Source organism: Skermanella aerolata KACC 11604 (assembly GCF_000936425.1).
Lineage (GTDB): Bacteria > Pseudomonadota > Alphaproteobacteria > Azospirillales > Azospirillaceae > Skermanella > Skermanella aerolata.
In genome coordinates, this window is the sequence record NZ_AVFK01000033.1 from 1 (window position 1) to 23,568 (window position 23,568).

General features: G+C 63.2%; 26 protein-coding genes. 8 read left to right on the forward strand and 18 right to left on the reverse strand.

Features of this window, described 5'->3' with window-relative positions:
- The 4 genes from N826_RS28730 to N826_RS28745 all read left to right on the forward strand — a co-directional run.
- Window positions 1-755, forward strand: a 755-nt coding sequence (locus N826_RS28730) for an outer membrane protein assembly factor BamB family protein (RefSeq protein ID WP_044434558.1), incomplete at its 5' end; no start/stop codon positions are given.
- A gap of 150 nt (window positions 756-905) precedes the next feature.
- A complete protein-coding gene (locus tag N826_RS28735) occupies window positions 906-1,352 on the forward strand; it encodes a c-type cytochrome (protein ID WP_044434560.1) in 447 nt (148 codons plus the stop codon).
- A gap of 28 nt (window positions 1,353-1,380) precedes the next feature.
- The gene (locus tag N826_RS28740) at window positions 1,381-2,211 is read left to right on the forward strand and encodes a quinoprotein dehydrogenase-associated putative ABC transporter substrate-binding protein (protein ID WP_044434562.1); all 831 of its coding nucleotides are present in this window, start codon (window positions 1,381-1,383) and stop codon (window positions 2,209-2,211) included.
- A complete protein-coding gene (locus N826_RS28745) occupies window positions 2,208-2,771 on the forward strand; it encodes a PQQ-dependent catabolism-associated CXXCW motif protein (RefSeq protein ID WP_211099412.1) in 564 nt (187 codons plus the stop codon). The genes N826_RS28740 and N826_RS28745 overlap by 4 nt, the downstream gene beginning before the upstream one ends.
- A gap of 25 nt (window positions 2,772-2,796) precedes the next feature.
- Here N826_RS28745 and N826_RS28750 read toward each other — a convergent pair whose 3' ends face one another.
- Window positions 2,797-3,429, reverse strand: coding sequence for a hypothetical protein (locus N826_RS28750; protein WP_052832228.1), 633 nt, complete (start codon window positions 3,427-3,429; stop codon window positions 2,797-2,799).
- A 94-nt stretch (window positions 3,430-3,523) separates the two neighbouring features.
- On the opposite strand from N826_RS28750, the gene N826_RS28755 reads away from it, so the two are divergent.
- A complete protein-coding gene (locus N826_RS28755; RefSeq protein ID WP_044434564.1) occupies window positions 3,524-4,027 on the forward strand; it encodes a DUF3280 domain-containing protein in 504 nt (167 codons plus the stop codon).
- Between the two features lie 49 nt (window positions 4,028-4,076).
- Here the strand turns inward: N826_RS28755 and N826_RS28760 are convergent, their stop codons facing one another.
- Complete coding sequence (locus tag N826_RS28760; RefSeq protein ID WP_147041007.1) at window positions 4,077-4,442, reverse strand: hypothetical protein; 366 nt, start codon at window positions 4,440-4,442, stop codon at window positions 4,077-4,079.
- A gap of 152 nt (window positions 4,443-4,594) precedes the next feature.
- Between N826_RS28760 and N826_RS28765 the strand changes: the two genes are divergently transcribed.
- A complete protein-coding gene (locus N826_RS28765) occupies window positions 4,595-4,960 on the forward strand; it encodes a hypothetical protein (protein WP_044434568.1) in 366 nt (121 codons plus the stop codon).
- 255 nt (window positions 4,961-5,215) lie between these two features.
- Here N826_RS28765 and N826_RS28770 read toward each other — a convergent pair whose 3' ends face one another.
- Window positions 5,216-6,094: a quinoprotein dehydrogenase-associated SoxYZ-like carrier gene (locus N826_RS28770; protein WP_044434570.1), complete on the reverse strand. Its 879-nt coding sequence runs from the start codon at window positions 6,092-6,094 to the stop codon at window positions 5,216-5,218.
- 45 nt (window positions 6,095-6,139) lie between these two features.
- Window positions 6,140-7,075 (reverse strand): quinoprotein relay system zinc metallohydrolase 2, encoded by a 936-nt coding sequence (locus N826_RS28775; RefSeq protein ID WP_044434572.1) that lies wholly within the window; start codon window positions 7,073-7,075, stop codon window positions 6,140-6,142.
- A gap of 118 nt (window positions 7,076-7,193) precedes the next feature.
- Between N826_RS28775 and N826_RS28780 the strand changes: the two genes are divergently transcribed.
- The gene (locus N826_RS28780) at window positions 7,194-8,165 is read left to right on the forward strand and encodes a YVTN family beta-propeller repeat protein (protein WP_044434574.1); all 972 of its coding nucleotides are present in this window, start codon (window positions 7,194-7,196) and stop codon (window positions 8,163-8,165) included.
- Window positions 8,166-8,184: 19 nt separating this feature from the next.
- Here the strand turns inward: N826_RS28780 and N826_RS28785 are convergent, their stop codons facing one another.
- The 10 genes from N826_RS28785 to N826_RS28830 form a co-directional block, all read right to left on the reverse strand.
- Complete coding sequence (locus N826_RS28785) at window positions 8,185-8,913, reverse strand: DUF2270 domain-containing protein (RefSeq protein ID WP_044434576.1); 729 nt, start codon at window positions 8,911-8,913, stop codon at window positions 8,185-8,187.
- A gap of 85 nt (window positions 8,914-8,998) precedes the next feature.
- Window positions 8,999-10,180 (reverse strand): glycosyltransferase family protein, encoded by a 1,182-nt coding sequence (locus tag N826_RS28790; RefSeq protein WP_044434577.1) that lies wholly within the window; start codon window positions 10,178-10,180, stop codon window positions 8,999-9,001.
- A 401-nt stretch (window positions 10,181-10,581) separates the two neighbouring features.
- A complete protein-coding gene (locus N826_RS28795) occupies window positions 10,582-12,534 on the reverse strand; it encodes a sigma-54-dependent Fis family transcriptional regulator (RefSeq protein WP_044434580.1) in 1,953 nt (650 codons plus the stop codon).
- A 235-nt stretch (window positions 12,535-12,769) separates the two neighbouring features.
- Window positions 12,770-14,407 (reverse strand): molecular chaperone GroEL, encoded by a 1,638-nt coding sequence (groEL, locus tag N826_RS28800; RefSeq protein WP_044434582.1) that lies wholly within the window; start codon window positions 14,405-14,407, stop codon window positions 12,770-12,772.
- Entirely contained in the window at window positions 14,395-15,201 is an 807-nt protein-coding gene (locus N826_RS28805; RefSeq protein ID WP_044434583.1) for an iron-sulfur cluster assembly protein, read from the reverse strand. The genes groEL and N826_RS28805 overlap by 13 nt, the downstream gene beginning before the upstream one ends.
- Window positions 15,201-16,262 carry an amidohydrolase family protein gene (locus tag N826_RS28810; protein WP_044434585.1) on the reverse strand — a complete coding sequence of 354 codons (1,062 nt, stop codon included), beginning with the start codon at window positions 16,260-16,262 and terminating at the stop codon, window positions 15,201-15,203. Before N826_RS28810 ends, N826_RS28805 begins: the two co-directional genes overlap by 1 nt.
- Window positions 16,263-16,347: 85 nt before the next feature.
- A complete protein-coding gene (locus N826_RS28815) occupies window positions 16,348-16,704 on the reverse strand; it encodes an MmoB/DmpM family protein (protein ID WP_044434587.1) in 357 nt (118 codons plus the stop codon).
- Window positions 16,705-16,734: 30 nt separating this feature from the next.
- Entirely contained in the window at window positions 16,735-17,820 is a 1,086-nt protein-coding gene (locus N826_RS28820) for an aromatic/alkene monooxygenase hydroxylase subunit beta (protein ID WP_044434589.1), read from the reverse strand.
- 43 nt (window positions 17,821-17,863) lie between these two features.
- Window positions 17,864-18,922, reverse strand: a complete 1,059-nt coding sequence (locus tag N826_RS28825) for an NADH:ubiquinone reductase (Na(+)-transporting) subunit F (RefSeq protein ID WP_044434591.1) — start codon at window positions 18,920-18,922, stop codon at window positions 17,864-17,866.
- Window positions 18,923-18,997: 75 nt separating this feature from the next.
- Window positions 18,998-20,662, reverse strand: a complete 1,665-nt coding sequence (locus N826_RS28830; RefSeq protein WP_044434593.1) for an aromatic/alkene/methane monooxygenase hydroxylase/oxygenase subunit alpha — start codon at window positions 20,660-20,662, stop codon at window positions 18,998-19,000.
- A 532-nt stretch (window positions 20,663-21,194) separates the two neighbouring features.
- On the opposite strand from N826_RS28830, the gene N826_RS28835 reads away from it, so the two are divergent.
- Window positions 21,195-21,554: a hypothetical protein gene (locus tag N826_RS28835; protein WP_147041005.1), complete on the forward strand. Its 360-nt coding sequence runs from the start codon at window positions 21,195-21,197 to the stop codon at window positions 21,552-21,554.
- A gap of 6 nt (window positions 21,555-21,560) precedes the next feature.
- On the opposite strand, the gene N826_RS28840 is transcribed toward N826_RS28835, so the two are convergent.
- The 4 genes from N826_RS28840 to N826_RS28855 are packed head-to-tail and all read right to left on the reverse strand — an operon-like array spanning window position 21,561 to window position 23,378.
- Window positions 21,561-21,764 carry a hypothetical protein gene (locus N826_RS28840; protein ID WP_044434598.1) on the reverse strand — a complete coding sequence of 68 codons (204 nt, stop codon included), beginning with the start codon at window positions 21,762-21,764 and terminating at the stop codon, window positions 21,561-21,563.
- Window positions 21,761-22,078, reverse strand: a complete 318-nt coding sequence (locus N826_RS28845) for a hypothetical protein (protein ID WP_044434600.1) — start codon at window positions 22,076-22,078, stop codon at window positions 21,761-21,763. Before N826_RS28845 ends, N826_RS28840 begins: the two co-directional genes overlap by 4 nt.
- The gene (locus N826_RS28850) at window positions 22,068-22,310 is read right to left on the reverse strand and encodes a CDGSH iron-sulfur domain-containing protein (RefSeq protein ID WP_044434602.1); all 243 of its coding nucleotides are present in this window, start codon (window positions 22,308-22,310) and stop codon (window positions 22,068-22,070) included. Before N826_RS28850 ends, N826_RS28845 begins: the two co-directional genes overlap by 11 nt.
- A gap of 24 nt (window positions 22,311-22,334) precedes the next feature.
- Entirely contained in the window at window positions 22,335-23,378 is a 1,044-nt protein-coding gene (locus N826_RS28855; RefSeq protein WP_044434604.1) for an NAD(P)-dependent alcohol dehydrogenase, read from the reverse strand.
- Window positions 23,379-23,568: the final 190 nt, after the last annotated feature.

Sequence of the window (23,568 nt, forward strand, 5' to 3'; positions counted from 1 at the left end):
GCAACGGCTTCGCCTACACGCTCGACCGCGTGACCGGCGAGCTGCTGGTCGCCGAGAAGTACGACCCGAGCGTCAACTGGGCGACCCATGTCGACATGAAGACCGGCCGTCCGGCCGTGGTCGACAAGTTCAGCACCTTCGCCAACGGCGCCGACACCAACTCCGAAGGCATCTGCCCGGCGGCCCTCGGTTCCAAGGACCAGCAGCCGGCGTCGTTCTCGCCCGACACCGGCATGTTCTACGTGCCGACCAACCACATCTGCATGGACTACGAGCCGTTCGAAGTCTCGTACAGCGCCGGCCAGCCCTATGTCGGGGCCACGCTGTCGATGTACCCGGCGCCGAACTCGCACGGCGGCATGGGCAACTTCATCGCCTTCGACGCCACCACCGGCAAGATCGTCTGGTCCAAGCCGGAAGCGTTCGCGGTGTGGAGCGGCGCCCTGACCACCAAGGGCGGCGTCGCCTTCTACGGCACGCTGGAAGGCTATCTGGTCGCGGTCGACATGAAGGACGGCAAGGAGCTGTACCGCTTCAAGACCCCGTCCGGCATCATCGGCAACATCAACACCTTCGTCGCCGGCGGCAAGCAGCACATCGCCGTGCTGTCGGGAATCGGCGGCTGGGCCGGTATCGGCCTGGCAGCCGGGTTGAACGACCCGCAGGCGGGCCTGGGCGCCGTCGGCGCGCACGCCTCGCTCGGCCAGTACACCAACCTCGGCGGCGTGCTGACCGTCTTCACTCTGCCGGACTGATCCGCTGAAGGATCAGCCGAAAGGCCCGCGCTTCGCCCTTGTGACAGGGCGGAGCGCCGCTTGAACAAGACGATGATTTGAGAAAACTCCCGGTGTTCCCGTCCCTCCGCGGGCGGGGACACCGGCCTGCTTTACCGGATACTGATTGCCATGAACTTTTCCAGCCTTACGCGGGTCGTGACTGCCGGCGCCGCCTGTCTCTTCCTCGCTGCCGGAACCCTCCACGCCCAGGAGGCCGAAAAAGAAACGGACCCTTACGACAAGCCCTATATCGTCGAAGACGGCAAAGTCGATCAGGGAACTTACAACGGCTTTCGACGCTACCACTCTTCCTGCCACGTCTGCCACGGGCCGGACGGCCTTGGCGGCTCCTTTGCGCCTGCGCTGGTCGATTCGCTGAAGGTGCTCGACTACGACAAGTTCACGGAGATCATCGCCAACGGCAAGTCCGAAAAGGGCGCCAGCGGCCAACGCGTGATGCCGTCCTTCGGCACCGATCAGAACGTCATGCTGCATGTCGCGGATATCTACGGCTACCTGAAGGCGCGCTCCGACGGGAAGATCGATCGCGGCCGGCCCGAAAGAATCAAAAAGTGACGCTGATAGCGTCACGGAGGTCTGACCCATGCTGGCAAAATCCTGGATAATCGCGGCCGCCGCCTTCCTAACGGCCGGAACCGTGGCGGTCGGCACGGCCGACGCGGCTGAATTCGTGAAGCCCGATGCTCTTCGCGTCTGCGCCGATCCCAACCTCCTGCCCTTCTCCAACGACAAGCTGGAAGGGTTCGAGAACAAGATCGCCGCCATGATCGGCGAGGAACTGGGCGTTCCCGTCGTCTATACATGGTGGCCGCAGACGATCGGCTTCGTTCGCAGTACGCTGCGCGCCCGCAAATGCGACATCGTCATGGGGGCGGCATCGGGCGAAGGCCTGATGCAGAACACCAATCCCTATTACCGGTCGGTCTACAGCCTCGTATATCGGGAAGGCGCCGGTCTCCAGGCCAAGTCGGTCGGCGATCCGGCCTTGCGCGACCTGCGTTTCGGCATCGTCACCAAGACGCCCGGCGCCACCGTCGTGACCATGAACAAGATCACCAGGCTGGAGCCCTACGAACTCGACATCGACACCCGGCAGGACAACCCGGCCCGCCGCGCGATCGAGGATGTCGGAACTGGCAAGACCGACGCCACCGTCATCTGGGGTCCGATCGCCGGCTACTTCGCTTCGCTTCAGCCGACCAAGCTGGCGGTCGTCCCGCTGGTTGACGAGAAGGGCACCAGACTGGACTTCTCCATCACGATGGGGGTCCGGGGAGAGGAGCCGGAGTGGAAGCACTGGCTGAACGACTTCATCGCGCGCCGCCAGGGCGACATCGACGCGGTGCTGGCTCAGTACCATGTGCCGCTGCTGTCCTCCAATGGCAAGTTGCAGTCCGCCAGCGTAGCGCAGTGACGATCCGGCCGGCCGCCGCCCTGTTCGCGGCGGCCTTTCTTCTGGCGGCGGCCTTGCTTCCCGGAATGTCCTCCTCCGGCTCCGCCGCCGAGTACCGGATGTCGGACTACCGCTCGCCCACCCCGGCGACCGTTCCCGGCGCCCGGACGGTCACGACGGGCGAGGTGGAGGAGCTGGTGCGGAACGGGGAGGCCGTCCTGATCGACGTCTACCCTGCCCCTCCCCGCCCAGCCGGCCTTCCCGCCGACTCCGTCTGGATACCGAAGGCGCGCGACACCATCCCCGGAGCCGTCTGGCTGCCCAATACCGGCTACGGCGCCCTGCCCGACGGCATCGAAGCGTATTTCCGCGACAACCTCCAGCGCCTCACGGACGGCCGGCACGACCGTCCGCTGGTGTTCTTCTGCGAACCCGCCTGCTGGATGTCGTGGAACGCGGCGCTCCGGGCAGTCGAATACGGCTACAGCACGGTGCTTTACTACCCGGAAGGCGCCGCAGGCTGGGAAAAGGCCGGGCTGAAGCTCGCCCCACTCCGGCCGGTGCCAGTTGGGGTTCCTTAAGGTGCCGGGGCTCCCGAAGGTGCCGTCATTCCATATGGCTGGCGATGGTCCGCGCCAGGGTGCCCAGCCGCCGCTCGACGATCACGGGCTGCTCGCACAGAGCGCCCAGCGAGCGCTGGCGTTCCTCGATGATGCGGCGCTGCCACCCGAGCTGTTCGGTCAGTTCCTTCATTTTCGCCGTATCCTGGGGCTGCGCCGCGCGGACGCGGTCGAGCTCCCCGAGGGTGGCGTTCATATTGCGGAGCTGTTCCTGCTGGGCGCGGGAAAATCGGCGGATGCCGTCGATTGCCTTGCCCCGCGTCCGGTTCGCCTCGTCGAAAATCCCGGCGAACAGCATGGTCAGCGTCTGTTCGCGGTTGTCCTTGAGCGATTCGGCGAAGCTGTCCAGCGCCTGGGTCGCCTCCTCTTCCGGCACGGAGCGGGAAACCGCCCGCGTCGCAAGGGACGCCACGTCATGGTTATCCGTCCAGGTCTTGAGGTAGTCGTCGATCGGAGGGCCGGCCCAGATCGACGCCGCCGAAAGCGTCGGCACGAACACCTGGACGCACGGCCAGTCCGGCGGCGTCTCGACGCGAGGCTGAGCCCCGGCAAACCCCGTGAGTGCCGTCAGGACGATCGTCGAGGACAGGAGAGGCCTGATGGTACGCCAGAAACGCATTTCGTTCCCCAAAGTCGCTTTTGTTGTCGTTTTCCGTCGTCGCCCGCCGCAGCCGCGCAGCGTTATAGATAGTTCACAAAGGAAGTATACACCGATGTCTCGCCTGATTGCGCTGCTGATAGCACTTCTGCTCCCGGTCTTTCCGGCCTATGCCGCCACCCGCGCCGCCGTCTTCGATATCGAATTGCAGGACACCAGCGGCGAGCCGAACACGCCCGCCCAGGCCGAACGCATCAAGGCCACCACGGAAGCGCTTCGCCACGAGCTTGCGAAAACCGGCAAATACGAGACGGTCGATCTGAGTGCCGACCACGATCGAATAGCCAAGCTAGGCTACCAGCGGTCTTGCGTGACGTGCTTCATGGATGTGGCCCGCGAGCGGGGCGCCGAAGTCGCCGTGTTCGGCACGGTCAACAAGATCAGCACGCTGATCCTCAGCATGGACATCAAGGTGCTGTCGGTCGAGACGGGCAAGGAGGTCGCGCGCGGCATAGCGGATATCAGGGGCGACAACGACCGCGCCTGGCTCCGGGGAATGCAGTGGCTGGTCCAGCATCGGATAGCGACTCCAGACATGGCAAGCGGCGCGCCAAAGTGATCCTGTGGCGCGTCGCTTCCCGTGCCGGTTCGCCTGACGGCTCGGCAGCCTACTGCTTGGCGCCGCCCTGGGTCGTCGGTTCGGCGGGACGATCTCCGGTGCCGATGGTGCCCTGGCGCTGTGCGGGAAGCGAATTGGCGTCATCGCCCTTGGGTCCGAAGTCGAGGCCGCCACCCTGGCTGGTCTTTCCCGTTGCGGCCTTGGCCTCGTCATCGGCGGCCGGAGCACCTGTCCCGGACAGCTTGCCGTTCTGGTTCGCCGGCTTCTCCGCACCCTTGTCCGCACCCACGGCACCCTGACGCTCCTGCATCAGCGTCCCCGTCGGGTTGCTCTGCTGAGCCGAAGCAAGGGATGCGGCGCCGAGGGTCAATGCCGCGGCGAATGCCATCGTGACGCCTGATTTGACGAGTTTCATGAACTTCCTCCGGAGGTTTTTATGGTTCGCGATGGACCGCTCCATCGATATCGACAATCAACAAGCCGCAAGCGGTTTCATCACGAACGGCCGAGTGCCGCCGCAGGCCGGATACTGATATAATTGGCACAAAATACCGGGAGGATACCGAAATGAAGATATCTGCCATCGCTCTGACCGCGGCGCTGATGATGGCGGCGGCTCCGGCCTTCGCCGCCGACCCCAACGACGACCCCAGCAATTATCCGACCACCGCGCGCGTCGATTACGTGATCGGCTGCATGGCGAGCAACGGACAGACGCACGAAGCGATGGAGCGCTGCTCGTGCAGCATCGACCACATCGCCAAGAACATCCCCTACAACAGCTTCGTCCAGCTCGAGACGGTCCGCAGGATGCAGGACATGCCGGGCGAGCGGGCCATGCTGTTCCGGGGCGTCGGCTGGATCAAGGACTTGCAGGACCGCTTCCGTCTGGCGCAGGTGGAAGCCGACCTGGAATGCTTCCCGGACCAGTGAGGATGGGCGTGCCAAGTTTGTTGTCGGCAGCTGACATGCGGCTGACATAAGGCGTTCCAGTGCGTCACGTTGACATTCTCCTTCACTCCACCGTCATGCCAAGACTTGATCTTGGCATCTCCCGGCCGAAGCTGACGAGAGGACTTCAACTTGAAGCCCGGATTTCACCCACTCAGTTTCTGAAAGGAGATACCAAGATCAAGTCTTGGTATGACGAAAATAGAGCGGACGGCCTGAGTTAACGCCTATGGTAGCTCAGCTCGCCGGCTGCGGGATAACCTGCCAGTCCCCCGTATAGGTCTGGTCCTTGCTGTCCACCACCTCAGCCTTCAAGTCCCCCGCCGCCTTGGGCGTGAAGGTGAAGTGCAGGCTGGGGTCTTCGCTCAACGAGATGTCGGTTTCCACGTCCATGACAGGCTGTCCGGCGTAGCTGACCTTGATCGAGCGGATGAAATAGGGCGGCACATAGGTGCGCGAGATCTGGTCGAACTGCATGCCGCTGTGGTTCGGATGGCTGACCAGCAACTGGGCCGTGACGTCGCCGCCAACCGGCACCGACTGCGGCAGGTTCAGCTTCATCTTGCCGAGCCTCGCCATCGCCTGTTCCGGGTTCTTCATGGCGGGCGCCGAGCAGCCGCCGGCCGCCTTGACGTAGCGCTCGGCGCTGAACAGCCGGCCGTCGGTCGTTTCCGCCACGGCATGGATCAGCGTGTATTCGTTGACGCGAACCCGCGTGCCGATGCTCAGGTTCCTGTGGCCGGTGCCGGCGGCCTCGTCGTGGAGATGGAACTTGCCGGCTAGCGGCACCGGGTTGCCGTCGATCAGCAGTGTCAGCGTCTTGATCGACCAGCCGGCATCGGCCGGCAGCGCCGCCTTGACGGTTACCGGCACCAGCGCCGCGTCCTGCGCGCGGTAAGGCGCATCGAGCGACAGGAACGCGCTGCCGTCCTCGATCGTCCGGCCTGGGAAGTAGACCTCGCGAACGGCGTCCCAGCGCTCGTAGTCGTCGGGCTTGGCGTCGCCCTGCTTCTGGGAGGTGGACTCTTTCGGGGAATTAAGCTGGGCCGAAGCGATGCCGCAGGACAGCACCAAGGCGGCCACCGTAACGGTCAGTCGTTTCACTGTTGTGGACATGGCGCTTTCCTCCGGTTTGTCTTTGCAGATTATTTGGTTATTCCGCTATTCCCATTCCAGCGCCGCGAACACGGTAACCGCATTGCGCGGGTTGTCTTCGTCGAACAGGCGCCAGAGGCTCCGCTGGGACGAGGCGGCCTGTTCGGCAGCCTGTTCGATGGTGCCGCCCCGCTTCTGGATCCCGCGGATATCGTCGATCAGGACCGTAAGGTAGCGCCGCTGCGGCTCCAGCGCCTGCGGCCAGGGCGCCGACGCCGGACCGTGGCCCGGAACGACACGCGCCGCCGGCAGTGCTGCCAGCCGGTCCATCGCCTTCCGCCAGCCCAGCGCATCGCCGTCGATGGTCGGCAGGCGGTCGAGAAAGACCAGATCGCCGGCGAACAGGGTTGCCGTCGCGGTATCCAGCACGGTTAGATCGTTGTTGGTATGGGCGGGCGCCCAGGCGGTCACTTCGATCACGCGGCCACCTCCCAGGTCGAGCCGAAGGGGCACTCCGGGGGGCGGTTCGACCGTCTGGCCGGGAGCGGCCAATGTAGCGCCGCGTGCTTCGTCCGTACCCAAATCTTCTTCAAGCCGGCGTTGATAGCCGTCGGCCCGCGCCATCAGCGCGGACAGGAAGTTCGAGTGGGCGACGAAAACAGGGCGGTCCTCCGCGAAGGCCGCGTTGCCGAAGATGTGGTCGGGATGCATGTGCGTGTTGACGACGTAGCGGATCGGCAAATCGGTCCGCTGCCGGATCGCCTCGCGCAGACCTTTGCCGATACTGGGCGAATTACCGGTATCGACTACGGCGACGGCTTCCGAACCCACGATGAAGCCCAGATTTGAAATATCGCCGCGATTATTACCATCGGCGTATTGCGGAACACCGGCATGGACAAAAATGCCAGGAGCTACCTCATCCACGGCAAGCGGCTCCGCCAGCGTGGGGGTGGTGGCACCTATCCATAAGAGGGTGATAGTCGCAAGCACGATCCTCATGCTAAGAACCATAATGGATCACGGGCTCTTGTAAAACTCCTGATGAGAAAAAGGGCAACAAATAGCCCGGCTATACTGCACCTGCGAAGAAACTACATTAAGTGGAGGAAGCAAAGAGATGCTCACCTATACTCGCCTGATTTTGACCTCGGCGCTTCTGGCTTCGTTCAGCCTGCCGGTCCAGGCCGAGACCGTTTATGTTTCCAACGAGAAAGATAACTCGGTTTCCGTGATCGACGGAGAGTCGCTGAAGGTAACCTCGACCATCAAGACCGGCCGCCGTCCGCGCGGCATCGTCCTGAGCGAAGACATGACCAAGCTCTATGTCTGCATCGGCGACGACAACCGGGTCGACGTGATCGACCTCAAGACCGGCAAGGTGGTCGACCGCCTGCCCTCCGGCCCCGACCCCGAGCTGATGGCGCTGCATCCCGACGGCCACCACCTGTATATCGCCAACGAGGACGATAACATGGTGACGGTGCTGGACATCGACAGCAAGAAGGTGCTGAACGAGATCCAGGTCGGCGTGGAACCGGAAGGCATGGGCATCAGCCCGGACGGCAAGCTGCTGGTCAACACGTCCGAAACCACCAACATGGCCCACTTCATCGACACCGACAGCCGAGAAATCATCGGCAACGTCCTGGTCGACAGCCGCCCGCGCGTCGCGGAGTTTACCCCCGACAACAAGCATGTCTGGGTATCGGCTGAGATCGGCGGCACGGTCAGCGTGATCGACAGCGCCGAGAAGAAGGTGATCCACAAGATCCGCTTCGAGATCCCCGGCGTTTCCGCCGACGCGATCCAGCCGGTCGGCGTCAAGATCACCAAGGACGGCAAGCGGGCCTTCGTGGCGCTCGGCCCGGCCAACCGGGTCGCCGAGATCGACCCGGCGACCTACGAGGTGAAAAAGTATTATCTGGTCGGCCAGCGCGTCTGGAACATGGCGCTGGGGCAGAACGAGACCCGGCTCTACACCACCAACGGCGTCAGCAGCGACGTGTCGGTGATCGACCTGGCATCGGAAAAGGTCGTCAAGTCGCTGAAGGTCGGCCGGGCGCCCTGGGGCGTCGTGGTCAAGCCGTAAGCATCTCCGGCGGCATTCCTCACTCCGCACCTCTTGCAAGCTGAAGGATGCTGTCCCGTGGCGGGCGCGGCGGGCGGACACGGTCCGCTCCCCGCCTGCTCCGGGAGGTGTGGATGGCGATGGAAATCCATGTCGCATGGAACAGGGCGCCGGCGATCAGGACGATCTGGCCGGGGACCGGACCGATGGTCGCCCGGACGAAGATTTCCTCCAAGGAGGTTATCGGCATCGGGTGGATCATCAGCTTGCCGATATAGGCGACGACCTGGATCATGAAGATCCAGCCGTAGTTCCGCCTGATCCTGCGCCCGATGGCCTCCAGATAAGTGATGTGCAGGTTAGGGCTGCGATAATCCTGGTAGAGGATCTCGTTCCAGTTGTTGTCGGTCCGCACCCCCTGCCCCCGCAGGATCGGGCCGAAGAAGTTGACCTCCAGCACATGGGCTCGGATGCGCCAGAAATCGAAGAAGCGATAGCGCCGCGCCTCGATCGTCAGGAATACTGCGACCAGCAATCCCACCAGCACGAGCGGCAGGGGCGTCGCGGAAGCGCTGCTGAAGGTCAGCGACAGTGAAATTCCAGTGGTGACGACGGCCCAGTTCGTGGTGGTGTCGAGCCGGGTGCGCCAGATGGTGCTTCGGTAAAGCTCGCCCCGGTAGAGATGCGAAAGCGCCGTGATTTCCGACGCATCGAACACATGCGGTGATACATCGGCGGCGACATCAGGTTCGAGTCTTGTATCGGCCATTGCTCCCCTCCCTTTTCCTCGTTTTTATACCGATCCGTCTATGCAAGACAGCGGAAGCGGAGGGGAAATGGGGAAAGTCTGAGATTCAGGCCGGAAACAGGTCGAGCAACCTTTGAAAGAAGACCTCGGGGTTGTGCAAGGCGCGGCAGCGCTTGCCCGCGGCAGGAGCCTCCTCCGCCAGGATCCGCCATCCGCCCGCAAGTTCGACCAAGGCCGCGCCGATCCCTATTGCGGAAAAGTCGTGGGCACGGACGGCGGTATGGCCGAGGCGGTCCAGTTCCATGTCCATCCAGGTGCCTGACGTGATCAGGACGGGCTTGTCCGCCCCAACCGCCTCCAGGAAGACGTGGGAGGTCCGGACGTCGTAGATCGCGGGGTGATACGGCACGACGACGGCGTCGGCATCCGCCAGCAGGCTCAGGTAATCGCCCTCGCTCAGGTTCCGGGCGAGGAAATCCACGTCGGGGAGATCCTGCTCCCATCCCGGCAGCGTATCGGCCAGCATCTCGGGCCGGCCGCACTGGATGGTGAACCGCACGTCCCGGCGCAGGCCCGGCAGCCCCTTCAATGCCTCCACCAGAAGCTGGATACCCTTCTCCCACCGCCCCTCGCCGAGATAGACGAAATGCGGCCGTGGATCGCGCCGGGCGGAGGCGCGCGGCCGGGTTTGCGGATAGCGGATGGGGATCGGCAGGTCGGGAATGTCCAGCCCGGTCAGCGCGCCGTAATAGCGTCCCAATCCCTGATTGTCGCAGACGATCCTGACGCGGTCTTCCGGGAACTTGCGCCACAAGGCCAGCGCCTGCCGGTCGAGTGCGGCGGCGCTGTCGTGGTTTTCGGCGGACAGGTGGAAGCTGGGCGGAAAGCGCAGGATCAGGCACAGGCGCGGCCGGGGCTCCGGCAGGTCGCGGTACCACAGGTAAAGGCCGGTAAGCTGGTTGCCGAGCACGGTATGCATGACGATGACGTCGTCGGCATCGAAGTCCTGCCCGACCTCCTCGCACAGGTTCCGGTGGAAGCTGTAGTTGCTGACCGACCGGTTGTGGATCAGCATCATTTCCGGAACGGTGGCGACTTGGGCATAGCAGTGCATGTCGAACACGAGGCGCGCATCGAACTGCTCCGACACCAGCGGGTCCATGCCCTTGTAGCCATACACCAGGACATCCATCCCCCGCGCCGCCCCCTGCTCCCGCAGCACGAGATCCAGGTGGTAATGGTGGCCGGCGGTGCTGTCGAGACCGGGATCGAGAACGACGAGTTTCATGCTGCTTCCCGCAGGGGCGTGACGGGTTTAGCTAGCATTGGATTGGTTGATAGATGGTAAACTCAAGAACCAAGTTAATTAAACTGTCACCGATATCGCGCCAATTTGGACAGCATGCCACAGCATGCAGGTTCTCGTATTAAGGGAGGGGGCTTACCCCTATTCTCGCCAGTGTCCGACGGAGCGGGTTGGCCGCTCCGTCGTAGACAAACTGAGGAGGAACCGTCCATATGTTCAAATGGACGATCCGGCTCCGTTGGAAGGGACAGACGATCGAGATTAATATCGAGGATCGGCCTGAACCTCTAACAGAGTCGCCGGAGGGAGTGCCTTAGGAACACTCCTCCCAACTCCTCCACTCTACCAAATCCAACCGAATTTGGAAGCCCCTGAAATGCGGCTCAATAACGCTCCAGGCCGTATTGCTCCATCTTGCGGTACAGCGTCGTGCGGGAGATGCCCAGCGCTCGGGCGGCATTGGTCAGGTTGCCGGAATGGCTGGCTATCGCCGCTTCGATCGCCTTGTGCTCCAAGGATTCCAGGCTGGTGACCGGTGCTACCGATGGGACGACCGGCGGGGGCGCTATGTCGGGGGGCAGGTCGGCCAGGGTGACGAGCGGTTCGTCGCTCATCAGCAGCAGACTTTCGATCACGTTGCGGAGTTCGCGGACGTTGCCGGGCCAGTCGTGGTGGCGGAACGCCTCCAGCACCGCCGCGTCGAACTGCTTAGGCGTCAGGTCGTGGCGGCGGGACAGCAACTCGTTGAAGTGCGGGACCAGCAGGTCGGTGTCGCCGGTGCGTTCGCGCAGCGGCGGAATGCGGACGGTGGTCACGCCGATACGGTAGTAAAGGTCCTGCCGGAAGCGGCCGGCGGCGACTTCGTCGCGCAGGTTGCGGTTGGTCATCGCGATTAGACGGACATTGACGTGGCGCGGTTCGCTGTCGCCGACGCGGTAGACGATGCCTTCCTCCAGGACGCGGAGGAGATAGGGCTGGAGGTCGAGCGGCAGCTCGCCGATCTCGTCCAGGCACAGGGTGCCGCCGTGAGCCAGCTCGAAGCGGCCGAGGCGTCCTTCGGTCGCCGCCCCGGTGAAGGCGCCCCGGACGTAGCCGAACAACTCGCTGGAGACCAGCTCCTTGGACACCGCCCCGCAGTTGAAGGCGACAAAGGGCTCCGACGGGGATGTTGCGCCCTCACCGTGGATGGCTCGGGCGAAAAGCTCCTTGCCGGTGCCGGTCTCTCCCTCGATCAGGACGGGCGCGCGCCGGCCCGCCAGCCGGCGGGCGCGGTCGATGGCGGTCCGTACCGCCACGCTGGCGCCGACGATCCCGGCGAAGCTGTTGCGATTGGCGTCGGCCTCGTGCCGGACGGCGCCAGCCTTGGCCGCCCTGCGCGGCTTGGCCGGAATGACCAGCAAGGCGCCAAGGTTCTCGCCGTCCGCCGACAGCGGCTTCATCCACTCGGCGGGCCAGCCGGCCGGGTCCAGGTTGGCGATCCGGGCGTCCTTGTCCAGCACCAAGCTGGTCGGGCCGGAGCCGTGCTCCAGCAGGTTGCGGGCACGGTCCGACATGTGGACGACGCGCCCCTTGCGGTCCACCGCGATGATGCCGTCCTCCATCCAGCTCGGCAGCTTGGCGACGCAGGCCTCCAGCAGCTTCATCCGTTCCTGCCGCGCCTGGTCGGCCATCGCCCATTCGACCTGCCGCGCCGCCACGACCGCCAGCGCCAGGTTGTGCCGCTGAAACGTCTGGCGAGGGCCGGAGATGTCGAGCAGCCCGATCAGGGAGCCATCGATCGGGTCGCGGATCGGGGCGGCGGCGCAGGTCCAGGTCTTGACGCCGGCGCAGAAATGCTCGGTCGCATGGACCAGGACCGGCTGCTTGGTGATCAGCGCCGTGCCGATGCCGTTGGTGCCTGCAACGGACTCGTTCCAGGCTCCGCCCGGCTCCAGGTGGATCTCGCGCCCGGACTCGATGGTGGCGCGGTCGCCGACGGTGGACAGGACGATGCCGCTGGGGTCGGTCACCAGCATGATCGATCCGGTGCCGATGAACAGGTCGATCGCCTCGGCCAGCGTACCGGAAGCCGCCGCCAGCAAATCGCGGTTCTGGATGCGCAGGTGATGCAATCCGTCGTCGCGGACCGCCAGGGGCGCCGACGAGCCATGGGCATCGACGCCGCTTTCCAGACTGCGGCGCCACGAGTTGACGACGACGTTGCGGACGGGCGGATGGCTGTCCACGCCGGCCAGGAAGTCCTCCCAGGCCCGCATGATCGTCGCTTCGTCGGCATAGGGCGTCCCGCGCGGCGGTGCAGCAGCCCCGCTCCCTGGACTTGGCCCTGATCTGGGCATGTAGTCTCACTCCCTCGGCCGGATCATCTTCTTAGTGCTCGAACGGCGTCGATCCAGATCTCGGGAGTTTACACTGAGAGCTGATCTTGAGTAACGATAAAGTTCGGATGGTCTCTTCTTCTCAATTCCTTTCCGTCCATTCGTTTGAGGTACCGAAGGGCTGTAGAAAGATTGACGCACGGGGTCGGCGGTTCGCCCCGTGCGTCGCACCTGGACCGGCAGATCGCGGCGGATCTCACTGCCGGCCAAGCTTCTCCGCTCCGGCGCCAAGCGCCGGGCCCGCGGTTGGATCTTCGAACTCCGGCTTATCCGCGATCAGCGTATGCGTGTTCAGGATCAGGCAGGCGGCGGAGGCCGCGTTGCGCACAGCCGCCATCGTGACCTTGACCGGATCGGTGACACCCGCCGCGATCAGGTCGGTGAACTCGCAGGTACGGGCATCGAAGCCGGTGCCCTTGGGCGATTGCGCGACCTGGACCAGGATGTCGGCGGGCTTCAGGCCGCAGTTCTCCGCGATGCAGGCGAGCGGAGCCTTCAGCGAGCGCTGAAGGACGCGGACGCCTTCGCGGACTCCCCCCGTGGTCTGGTCTGCCAGCTTGTCCAGCTCGCCCGCCACCTGGATCAGGGCGGTTCCGCCGCCGGCGACCACGCCTTCCTCGATCGCGGCACGGGCGGCGCTCAGGCTGTCGTCGAGAAGCTGTACGCGCCGCTTCTGCTCCGCCGGTGTCGCCCCGCCGGCCAGGATCGTGGCGGTGCCTCCGGTCAGCTTGGCGAGCCGTTCAGTGTACTTGTCGCGCTCGATATTGGGCGGGGCGGCGTCGAACTGGCGCTGGACCTGGGCGCGGCGGGCGCGGATCATTTCCGGATCGCCGCGGCCCCGGATCAGGGCGGTGAAGCTCTGGCCGACCTCTACCCGGTCTGCGCCGCCCAAGTCGTCCAGGGTTACCTGTTCCAGCTTGCCGCCAAGGTCGCGGGCGATGACGCGGCCTCCCGTCAGGATCGCGATGTCCTCCAGCATGGCCTTCCGCCAGTGGCCGAACTCCGGCGGGTTGACCGCCACCGCAAGGCCGATGCCGTTCCGCCGCATGCCGAGCAGGGCGATGACCACTTCGGGCGCCAGCTCGTCCGCGATGATCAGCAGCGGCCTTCCGGTGCCCGAAACTTCGGACAGCACATGCTCGATCTGGGCCGGTGCGCTGATCCGCTGGTCAGTGATCAGGATCAGCGGGTCGTCCAGCACCGCCCGCATCGTCTCGACATCGGTTACCATGTGGTGCGAGATGTAGCCCCGGTCGAACGACATGCCCTCGACCACTTCCAGCGTGGTCGTGATGCCGGGACCGAACTGGACCTCCACGATGCCGTCTGCCCCGACGCGCCCCAACGCCTCGGCGACCAGCCGGCCAAGCGCCGGATCGGTCGCGGCGATGGTGGCGACCGCCTCGAGCTGGGCTTGGCCGGAGAGCGGCTTTGCCGAGCGGCGCAGCGCCTCCGCAATCACGCCGGCGGCGCGGTCGATGCCGGCGACCAGATCGACCGGGCTGGTGTCGGAGTCCAGCACCTTCAACCCGTCCTGGATCAGCGCGTTGGCAAGCACGGTCGCTGTGGTGGTGCCGTCGCCGGCGACCTCGTTGGTCTGCTTGGAAACCTCACGGACGACCTGGGCGCCCATGTTCTCGAACCGGCACGGCAACTCGACCTCGTCGGCGATGCTGACGCCGTCGCGCGAGACGATCGGAGTGCCGATGGGCCGGTCGATGATCGCGTTCATGCCCTTCGGTCCCAGCGTGCCCTGCACGGCGAGCGTCAGCTTGGCGACGCCCCGGCCGAGAGCGGCGCGGGCTTCGGCGCGGTGGAGCATCATTTTCGGCATGAGTGATTCCTTCTCTCATTTCTAGCATCCACCCTGCCGGCGATGAAGTCCGCCAAAGTGGGTTCGCCGTCAGGGGCGGAAGCAGGCTCGTCGTCGCCGTAGCGGGCCTGAAGCAGTCCCCGGCACAGGCTGCCGTTGAACTCCGTATTGATCCGGACCCGGCGCAGCAGGGTCAGGTAGTCGGCGAACGTTTCTGGATTGATCGCCTCTCCCTCGGCCGAGGTGAACGCCGCGTCGGTCGGGCCGCCGTACTCGGCGCGGATTTCCAGATAGCGGGTGCGCTGGCGGTCGGTCTCCGGATCGTCGATGGCCAGCGTCGCCAAATGCGGGCAGTCCAGCGCCAGGATCGCGGCAGGCGTCCATCCCCGTTCCATCAGATGGCGGATCACCGCTTCCTGACGGCGCTGATACGCCTTGATGCGAAAAGTCCGGCGCAGGTCGTCCAGATCCTCCTCGGCCGCTTCCTCCGCGAAGGTCGCCTTGAAGGAATGTCCCTGGGCAAGTCCCTGGTTGATCGTGTCGGAATACATGTGGTCGCGCAGGTCGATCAGCACCTGCCGCACCCACGGCAGCGAGCCTGCGGCGGCGCGCATGTCGTCGGCCATCAGGAAGGCGAAGTTGGGGGAGCACCAGTAAGTCGGCAAGCGGAACCCGATATGGACGCGGGAGTCCGCGTCCACCTCGACGGCGGTGACGAAGCGAAGCTCCGTCACCGACTCGTCAAGCTCCGGGTCCGTCACCGATGCCAGCCTGTCCCACACCTCCGCCACGCGGGCATCGGTGGAGATCGGCATCAGTCGTCTCCCAGCACTTCGGCCACCTGCGCCATGGTCTGCTCGCCCTCCTTCACGGGAGCGGAACCGGACAGCTTCGCCGCCTGGGCCGGCACGTCGATGTCGTAGAGCCGCGCCGCATTGAGGCCGAGGATCTTGCGCTTGGCGTCCAGGTTCAGATCGACGCCCTTGTCCTTCTTGATGTTGTCGGGAAGCTCATGCGCCATGAACTTCTCGATCATCCACTTGGGCGACCAGATCGCGTAGTCGCTGCCGTAGAGCAGGCGGTCAGGCCCCAGCCAGAACAGCAGTTCGGAAATGATCTGGTTGAAATAGTCGGGCCGGCTGTGGATGAACGGCAGTGCGACCGCCAACCCGCCATAGACATTGGGCTCCTGCACCGCGATCCAGCAGAAGTCGTCCAGGCGCGGCAGCCCGCAATGCTCGACGATGAAGTTGAGTTCGGGGAAATTGGTCGCGGCCTCGTCGATATCCGCCACGTCGAAGGCGTCGCGGTTCAGCGGCAGGATCGTCGGTCCCTTATGGACATGGATGTTCTTGATGCCGAGCTTCTGCGACTCCTCGAGGTAGCGCTGAGCCCAGTCATCGCTGAGCTTGTAGCCCTTGCTCGACCCGTGCCATTCCGCCGTGTAAAGCTTGACGCCCTTGAGCTGATACTTGGACGCCAGTTCGCGCAGCGCTTCCAGACCCACTTCGCCGTCGCGCGGGTCCCAGGCGCCGTTGAGAATGAAACGGTCGGGGTATTTTTCCTTCAGCACGGCGTTCTGTTCGGTCGTGTTGAAGCCGTTGACGTAGAAGTCCTTCAGGTAAGTCGGCTGGAAAATCGCCATGTCGTCGTAACCTTCGACGAACAGGTCGTTGTACATCGTCTCGGCGCCGTACTTGTCGAACTTTTCCTTCGGCCAGACATATTCTTTCGGGCTGAGCGCCGAATGGTAGCCGTAGAAGCAGTCGATGAACTGCTGGCCGTGGATGTTCTTCAGGTTCTCCTTGCTGCCGTCCCACAGGTGGGTGTGACCGTCGATGATGAAGATCTCTTCGCCGTCCGCCGTCCGGTACATGCTTTCCTCCGCCGTTTCGTTTTTTATTGACCGTCTTTGTGTGCGGGTGCCGGACCGTGACGATCACGGCCCGGCAAAGACCCGCTCAGGTGTATTCCAGCGCGTCATCCATGTTGCCGAACAGCATGACCGTGTTGTCATCGATCATGACCATGCGACCGTAATGCGTCGATGTGGAGATTTCGAACAGATGCGGGGTCATCTCGCGGCCCAGCGCTTCGCTGATCTCGTCCATCTTGAACTCGATCTTGCCTTCGCCGTCGATCCGGATCATGGCGGGCATGTAGGTCACCTTGATCCCCGGCTTTTCCTCCATCACCTCGGCGATGCAGCGCGCTTCGACGCTGTCGTTCATGGTGACGCCGCACTGATGCGAGATCGTGTGCTCGAAAGTCAGATCCTGCATCGGTTTGAAGATGTTGAAGTCATGGGCAACGCTCATGGCTCGTGCTCTCCTCTTCTTCGTTAAAGGTCAGGATGCTGACGTCGCATCGGGTACCTTGATGCCGATTTCCTCGCAGATCGCCTTGACCCGGTTGGAGGCCGCCGCGAAGGCGTCGGTGAACTGTGCTACCTTGACGCGCGGCTGCGACCACAGCGGCTGAAGCTGGTTGGCCGCCTTGACGCACAGGGCGCCGTGCTTCTCCAGCCAGCCCTCCATCACCGTGCGGTTGGCCTCGCCGTGCTCGGGATCGTCGGCCAGCAAGTGGAACAGCTCGACCGTATTGGCGAGGTTCTGTTCGTAGTCGGCTTCCGCAGCCGAAACGACGGCCGGCGTCGAGAAGTCGTTCTGGGCGGCAGCCATCTGCATGATGAAGCCGCTGCGGAACAGCTCGCCGACCATCGGCTCGAAAACGACGTTGGCCGCGAAGTACTGCTCCAGATAGTCGTCGGCGCCCATGATGGTTTCGGTCGCCTCGCGCGTTCCCTGCCAGATCGGGTCTTCCATCCAATGGGTCTTGCCGGCGGTCGCGTCGAATACCTGAAGATCCATGCCGATCTCGCTCAGGTACAGCGTCAGGTCCTGGGAGAAACGCAGCTTGTACGACGAGTTGGTCAGGATGGCGTTGTTGATCATCTGCGTGTAGCCGTAGCGCTGCGCATGCATGATCGCCTTGCCCAAACCGTATTCGGCATGTTTGTAAGCGCCCAGGTGGTCCTGGAGGATCTTGACCCAGCGGGGATCGAAGCGGGTCGGAGCACCCTGCTTGCGGGCATTGTCCACGACGTTCTTGATCATGCCTTCGATGGTGGACTGGCGCTGATAATGCGTCCGTTCCCATTCCTGGTCGGGCGCGCGGAACTTGTGCCAGTCGGACGATTGCAGCTTCGTCCACTTCTTGCTGTAGGTCGGCGTGCCGTCGGCGAAAGAGATGATCCAATTCTGGAGCAGGTACCGTTCGGGGTCGGGCTGAACGTCTACCGTCATGTCCTCGTAATGGGTCGCCTTGCGACCCTTGGGTTCGTAGTAATTGTACTTGCGACTGTCCCAGCCGGGAAACTTCTTGGCTCCCGCCGCACCCGATTTGACTTCCGGTGCTTCCACATGTGCCGTCATTTTTGTTTTCCTCCCCTTGGCATTGCACGGTATCGAATTGCAGTTATCGAAGAGCAGGCGTGAACTTGTCGAAGTAGATCCGGTCGGCCTCGACCCCGGCGATCTGGAGCACCGGCAGCAGGGCATCGATCATCGGCGGCGGACCGCAGGAATAGACGTCGATCTCCTCGGCATCGCCCATATCCGGCAGATGCGCCCGGACGACCTCGTGGATGAAGCCGGTCTCCCCCGTCCAATTATCCTCCGGGGCCGCGTCGGACAGCGCCGGGATGAACCGGAAGTCGGGCAGCTTCTTCGCCAGTTCGGCGAAGCGGTCGAGATAGAACAGGTCGCGCGCCTGGCGCGCGCCGTAGAAGAAGCGGATCGGACGGTCCGGCTCGCCGCAACCGATCTGGTCCTGAAGGATCGACCACAGCGGCGACATGCCGGAGCCTCCTCCCACCAGCACCAGCGGCCCGGATCGATTCTCGCGCCGCAGGCAGGTTCCGAACGGACCACGGAGCATCAGGCTGTCTCCCGCCTTCAGGCCGCCGTCCAGCAGGGACGAGAAGGCGCCCTGTCCGTATTTCTTGATGATGAACTGGAGCCGGTTCGGCTCGCTCGGCGGGTTCGCCATGGAGAAGGATCGCGTGATGCCCTTGCCGGGGACCGTGATATCGACATATTGGCCGGCCCAGAACTTCAGCGGCTGTTCGATCTCCATTTCCAGCCGGAAGATGTCGTGGGTCAGTGGGACGATGGCCGTCAGCCGGGCCGCGAAGTCCTTGACCGCGATCGATCGCGACAGCAGGTCTTCGTCGTAGTTCAGCAGTTCGACTTCGATATCGCTGTAAGCCAGTGTCCGGCACAGCAATATGTGGTTGGTGTCCCGGTCCATTTCAGATAGTGCGAAGGTCGAATATTTTAAAAGTTCGACGTCACCTTCGACCAAAACACATTTGCAACTTGAACATTGGCCTTCCTTGCAGCCGTGCATCAAAGAGATGCCCTGGCGGAACGCGGCATCGAGAACGGTTTCCCCTTCTTCGACTTCCATTTCGATGCCGGCGGGTTGCAGGAGGACCGTGTGGACCGCACGGGCGGCCAACGGGTTCTGCGTCATGTTCGCTATGTCCCCTGAGTAGTCCGGTACGGGGACCGGCGTGAAGCCGGCCCCCGCCCCGTCGGTCTTGCAGCCTCAGATCTTGTGGACCTTGAAGCCCTTCTTGTAGTCGGCGATATGGGCGTCGCGCTGCTCGGGGGTCATGCCGCGCAGCGTGATCAAGGGGCTCTTGATCTCGTAGCCGCGCACATGGTCCAGGGTCCACATATCCTTCTCGTCGAAGGACAGGTGCGGCTGAGCGATCAGGGTCTTCCCGTCGGAACGGACGAAACCCATGTCCTTGATCGCGTCGGCCAGATCCCAGCCGTGATACATGCTTTCCCACTCGCGATGACCGCTGAAACGGCCCATCGCCGGGGTCGGCCGGCCCTGGTATTCGCCCTGGAAGGCGACCTTGTGGGTCCAGCGGTCGACTTCGTGGCCGTAGGTGTAGATCTCGCCGTCGACCTCATCGACCACGATGTCCTCGCGGATCAGGCAGGGGACGAGGTTCGACCAGCAGCGGTGCGGATAGACGTAGCCGGTATCGACGAAGGTGATCGGCGGGTTGCCGGGCTTCGACAGCTTGGCATAGTTTTCCCACCAGGCGCCGAATTCATCGTACCAGCCGGGATACTTGTGCTCGAACCACTCGAAGTCACGTTCGGTCATCGCCTCGATGCGCCAGAAGTTGGCCCACCAGCCGGCGGAGAAGAACTGGGCGACCTTGTGGACGTAGTTCTTCTTGACGATCCGGTCAAATGCTTCGTGGACGTCGTCGTGATGGATCTTGATGCCGTATTTCTCAAGCGGCAGCATGTAGGTCCGGTAGTAATCCTCGAAGATCCAGCGGTGCCACAACTCCGCATAGCTCTCCTTGTTCTTGTCGCGGTTGGTCGTGCCGTACTCGATGATGGTCCCGATGGCGGCATCGACGATCGCGTGGTTCTGCCAGAACGCGTATTTCAGGTCGCGTTCCAGAAGCTGGTGATTGTCCGGCTCCTTCAGGATCGACATCAGCAGCGAATGGCCGTTGCCGATGTGGCGGCTCTCGTCCGACTGGACCGACAGGAACACGGTCGGCAGCGCGTAGTCGCCGTTGCGGGCGGCTTCCGACGGCATCGCGACGAACAGCGTGTTGGTGAAGGCCGTTTCGGCGACGACGGTCAGGTAGACGTTGGCCGCCGTGATGGCGTCGCCTGTGACGAAGGCCTCGCCGAACTGCCGGCCGATGCTGGTCGCGTAGCACTTGCCGAAGGCGGCTTCCGTGATATCGAACCCGGCGGGGTCGATATAGTTCTCCATGTACCACTTCTTCAGGTTCATCTGGATGGTCGAGTGCCTGAACTCATCGACCATCTGCATGGTGAACCCGGTGCGCAGGTCATCGCCCGGCGCCAGTCGTCCGACCATCGCCATGGAGCGCGCGGCGGAGATTTCCGGGAACGGGATGATAGCCAGGAACAGCTTCATCCACTCGACCCAGCGGGGTTCGACGTTGCGGAACATGTCGCCACGGAGCGCCGCGTCGAGAGCGCCGTAGACCCGGTTGTCCTTCTCTTCCTGCATCGGGAAGTAGGAGCGCAGGACCTGTTTCATGGGGTCCTTCGGCGCCTTCGTGATCTTGTAGTCGGTCGGGAAGGTCATCGCTTCCTGAACGTATGTGGGCGTCCAGCCCAAATCCGCGACCCGGCGCGCAGCCTCGCCTATGCTGATGCCCTTTTGTGCAATGATCTTATTGAGCGTCAAACCGTCAGGCATGGTCTCACTCCCTGGAATTCTTGAGCGTTACAGGTTTCCGCCTTGGCCAACTTTAAAGATGTCGGCATGAGTTAAGTTTGGGGTATACGCGCCATGATTTTTCCGAGCATCGAACCTTCTTTCAAAGTTACGCTCAGAATGCAGAATTTTTCCGCCGCGCTGCTGTCATGGTCATCTCCCCGCACTACTTCCTTGTTTATTGCACCGCATCATTGTGCAGTGATTTATTATGGTGGAATACTCAGCAAGAGCCGTGCCAGATCTTGGGGATTTGCTATTGCCTTGTAATCGCTGGCCTGCCACAGTCTTTCCCGCACTTTGTTTATGGTCTTTGTTTCTTTGTGTGACACCCGGTCGTTGACACGTGTTTCAAAACGCATCGTTGTGAACGGTTGTGGACTAGGATACCTCTCCCGTCATGCGACAGTATGACTCCCAAGCGGGTTCCGCAGTATGCTGGCAGGGGACCGGAGACCATGCTACCTTTGCGCAGCGGCACGGATTGTCGCTTGGATCGGACGCGGAGTTGAGAATGACCGGCACACCATTCAACAAAATTACTAATGGTGAACGCGACGCGATTCTCACAGCCATTGCGGAACTTGGCGACCGCATGGAGAGACGCTTCGAGCAGGTCGACAAGCGCTTCGAGCAGGTCGACAAGCGCTTCGAGCAGGTGGCCAAGCGCCTTGAGGGAGTCGATATGCGCTTGGAGACGACTGATGGTCGTATCAAGGAGATCGAAACCGAAATCAAGGTCATGAAGTACGACGTGATTGAAGCCAAGCTCTCGGTGAGGAACCTCCCAACGTATTGGCACATGTACGTTGCCCTGACAGGCTTGGTCGTCACCGTCTTCAGCCTCATGCGTTTCGCGATGCCGGGGCATTGACCCCGCTCACTTCTTCTCAGCCGCACCCTCCGGCTTAGCCTTCCTCTCCGCGATATACCTCGCCCCCAGTATCAGCACGCCCATGGTGAAGTCCTCGCCATGGGCGTCGATCATTTCCTGCGACAGGTCGTCGAGCCTCTGGAGGAACGCGTTCTTGGACTCCTGCTCGGCCAAGGCTTCCGGCGATGGTTTTGCTGTGTCGGCGGTCATGTCTGCGTATCTCCATGAGGGGCGTTCAGGCGGTTGACGATGTCTTCAAGCTGCTCGATCAGGGCCTCGCGTTCGGCTTCGATCCGGCGGGCCTGCGCAATGACTTCACTATGCTCCCGCTCCAACTCGGAAAGCTGCGCTTTCAGCTCCGGGGTGGGCGCCGCCGCGATGTTCTCGCGACAGCGCTCCATTTCGAACTCCACTCCGGCGCGCCGGCCCTCCCGCGACAAGTGGGCCGAGTTCAGCTCGGTGAGCTTTGCCACGATGGCGTAGCGTTCCGCCATCATGACCTGGAACGGATCGTCAGAGGTCATTGTGGCGGCCGTCGCACAAGGGCGGGTTGGCGGTCTGCTTGCACCCGCACAGGAACACCGTGCCGGTGCCAGGCGCCCTCCACCCCATCGGACTGATGCCGGTACCGGCGTGGGACCCGTCACAGATCGGCTGGGTACCGCTGCGACCGCAGCGGCACCACATCACCAGATCGCCTTCCTCCACTTCCCACTCGTAGGGTCCAACCTGGGCGATCTCGGGTTCGAGGTTCATCGCGATATCCTCATCATGAGGCCCTCAGGGGATCAGAACAGCGCGGCCTTTGACCTTGCCGTAGTGCAGGTCGTGAAGCGCCTCGTTGGCCTGCTCCAGCCGGTATTCGCGCGTCGCGAGCTTGACCAGCCCCCGGTCGGCCAGCGCCATCAGCTCGACCAGTTCGGGATAGGTCCCGACCAGATTGCCGACGATGGTCTTTTCCGAGGTGATCATCTCGATCGTCGGGATCTCGACCTTACCGCCATAGCCGACGATGTAGTAGAAACCGGCATTCCGCGTCATCGCCAGCCCCTTCTCGACCGCGTCGCCCTCGCCGACGAAGTCGATCACGGCCTCGGCCCCGCGCCCTCCTGTCAGCGCCAGGATCTGTTCGACCTCCGTGCCGTCGCCTTTGACCAGATGATGCGCCCCGCATTCCTTGGCGAGGTTCAGCGCCATGTCGGAGCGATCGACCGCGATGATCTCGGCGGCGCAGAGAGCCGCCAGCACCTGAATCCCGATATGCCCCAAGCCGCCGGCCCCGATCACGACGGCGTATTCCCCCGGCAACAGATGGCGAGACGCCTTCTTGGCCGCGCGGTATGCCGTCAGGCCCGCGTCGGTGTAGGGCGCCACGTCCTTCGGCGTCAGACCGCCCGGCAGCTTGATCAGGGACCGAACGCCGGTCAGCAGATACTCGGCATAGCCGCCATTGGTGTTGATGCCGGGGAACTTGCTGTCGGTCGCGTGCATGTCGTCGCCGCGCCGGCAGGCGAGGCAATGGCCGCTGGTGACCAGCGGATGGCAGATCACGGGATCGCCGACCTTGAAGCCCTCTACGCCGGCGCCGACCTCCTCGACCCAGCCGGCATTCTCATGTCCCATGATATAGGGAAGCTGTATATCCACCTTGCTGCGCCAAATGCCTTCGACGATGTGAAGGTCGGTGCGGCAAACGCCGGCGCCGCCGATGCGGACGATGACATCGGTGGTCTTCTCGATCTTCGGGTCGGGGACTTCCTCGTACCGGACGAACTGCGGACTGGTCAGCGATGGATCGAATTCATAAAGCACGGCCGCCTTCATGGACGCCTCTCCCTTGATGCCGGTTTCTTGGTTGGAACCGAGATCCTTAAACGCAACCACCGTGCTAGAACCTAAACCGACGGGTTTCAGCCATTCCCGACGATGAGCCTCTAATTTGACCGTTTACATAATCAACGACTGCTCACACCCTGACTGCGCAAAACCTGAACATAACAGGTCATCACGGTCC

What these genes read in the sequence shown, in the direction of transcription:
- N826_RS28735 (WP_044434560.1), top strand. Translation starts at nt 906, where the DNA reads ATGAACTTTTCCAGCCTTACGCGGGTCGTGACTGCCGGCGCCGCCTGT.
- N826_RS28740 (WP_044434562.1), top strand. Translation starts at nt 1,381, where the DNA reads ATGCTGGCAAAATCCTGGATAATCGCGGCCGCCGCCTTCCTAACGGCC.
- N826_RS28750 (WP_052832228.1), bottom strand. Translation starts at nt 3,429, where the DNA reads ATGCGTTTCTGGCGTACCATCAGGCCTCTCCTGTCCTCGACGATCGTC.
- N826_RS28755 (WP_044434564.1), top strand. Translation starts at nt 3,524, where the DNA reads ATGTCTCGCCTGATTGCGCTGCTGATAGCACTTCTGCTCCCGGTCTTT.
- N826_RS28760 (WP_147041007.1), bottom strand. Translation starts at nt 4,442, where the DNA reads ATGAAACTCGTCAAATCAGGCGTCACGATGGCATTCGCCGCGGCATTG.
- N826_RS28765 (WP_044434568.1), top strand. Translation starts at nt 4,595, where the DNA reads ATGAAGATATCTGCCATCGCTCTGACCGCGGCGCTGATGATGGCGGCG.
- N826_RS28770 (WP_044434570.1), bottom strand. Translation starts at nt 6,094, where the DNA reads ATGTCCACAACAGTGAAACGACTGACCGTTACGGTGGCCGCCTTGGTG.
- N826_RS28775 (WP_044434572.1), bottom strand. Translation starts at nt 7,075, where the DNA reads ATGAGGATCGTGCTTGCGACTATCACCCTCTTATGGATAGGTGCCACC.
- N826_RS28780 (WP_044434574.1), top strand. Translation starts at nt 7,194, where the DNA reads ATGCTCACCTATACTCGCCTGATTTTGACCTCGGCGCTTCTGGCTTCG.
- N826_RS28785 (WP_044434576.1), bottom strand. Translation starts at nt 8,913, where the DNA reads ATGGCCGATACAAGACTCGAACCTGATGTCGCCGCCGATGTATCACCG.
- N826_RS28790 (WP_044434577.1), bottom strand. Translation starts at nt 10,180, where the DNA reads ATGAAACTCGTCGTTCTCGATCCCGGTCTCGACAGCACCGCCGGCCAC.
- N826_RS28795 (WP_044434580.1), bottom strand. Translation starts at nt 12,534, where the DNA reads ATGCCCAGATCAGGGCCAAGTCCAGGGAGCGGGGCTGCTGCACCGCCG.
- groEL (WP_044434582.1), bottom strand. Translation starts at nt 14,407, where the DNA reads ATGCCGAAAATGATGCTCCACCGCGCCGAAGCCCGCGCCGCTCTCGGC.
- N826_RS28805 (WP_044434583.1), bottom strand. Translation starts at nt 15,201, where the DNA reads ATGCCGATCTCCACCGATGCCCGCGTGGCGGAGGTGTGGGACAGGCTG.
- N826_RS28810 (WP_044434585.1), bottom strand. Translation starts at nt 16,262, where the DNA reads ATGTACCGGACGGCGGACGGCGAAGAGATCTTCATCATCGACGGTCAC.
- N826_RS28815 (WP_044434587.1), bottom strand. Translation starts at nt 16,704, where the DNA reads ATGAGCGTTGCCCATGACTTCAACATCTTCAAACCGATGCAGGATCTG.
- N826_RS28820 (WP_044434589.1), bottom strand. Translation starts at nt 17,820, where the DNA reads ATGACGGCACATGTGGAAGCACCGGAAGTCAAATCGGGTGCGGCGGGA.
- N826_RS28825 (WP_044434591.1), bottom strand. Translation starts at nt 18,922, where the DNA reads ATGACGCAGAACCCGTTGGCCGCCCGTGCGGTCCACACGGTCCTCCTG.
- N826_RS28830 (WP_044434593.1), bottom strand. Translation starts at nt 20,662, where the DNA reads ATGCCTGACGGTTTGACGCTCAATAAGATCATTGCACAAAAGGGCATC.
- N826_RS28835 (WP_147041005.1), top strand. Translation starts at nt 21,195, where the DNA reads ATGACCGGCACACCATTCAACAAAATTACTAATGGTGAACGCGACGCG.
- N826_RS28840 (WP_044434598.1), bottom strand. Translation starts at nt 21,764, where the DNA reads ATGACCGCCGACACAGCAAAACCATCGCCGGAAGCCTTGGCCGAGCAG.
- N826_RS28845 (WP_044434600.1), bottom strand. Translation starts at nt 22,078, where the DNA reads ATGACCTCTGACGATCCGTTCCAGGTCATGATGGCGGAACGCTACGCC.
- N826_RS28850 (WP_044434602.1), bottom strand. Translation starts at nt 22,310, where the DNA reads ATGAACCTCGAACCCGAGATCGCCCAGGTTGGACCCTACGAGTGGGAA.
- N826_RS28855 (WP_044434604.1), bottom strand. Translation starts at nt 23,378, where the DNA reads ATGAAGGCGGCCGTGCTTTATGAATTCGATCCATCGCTGACCAGTCCG.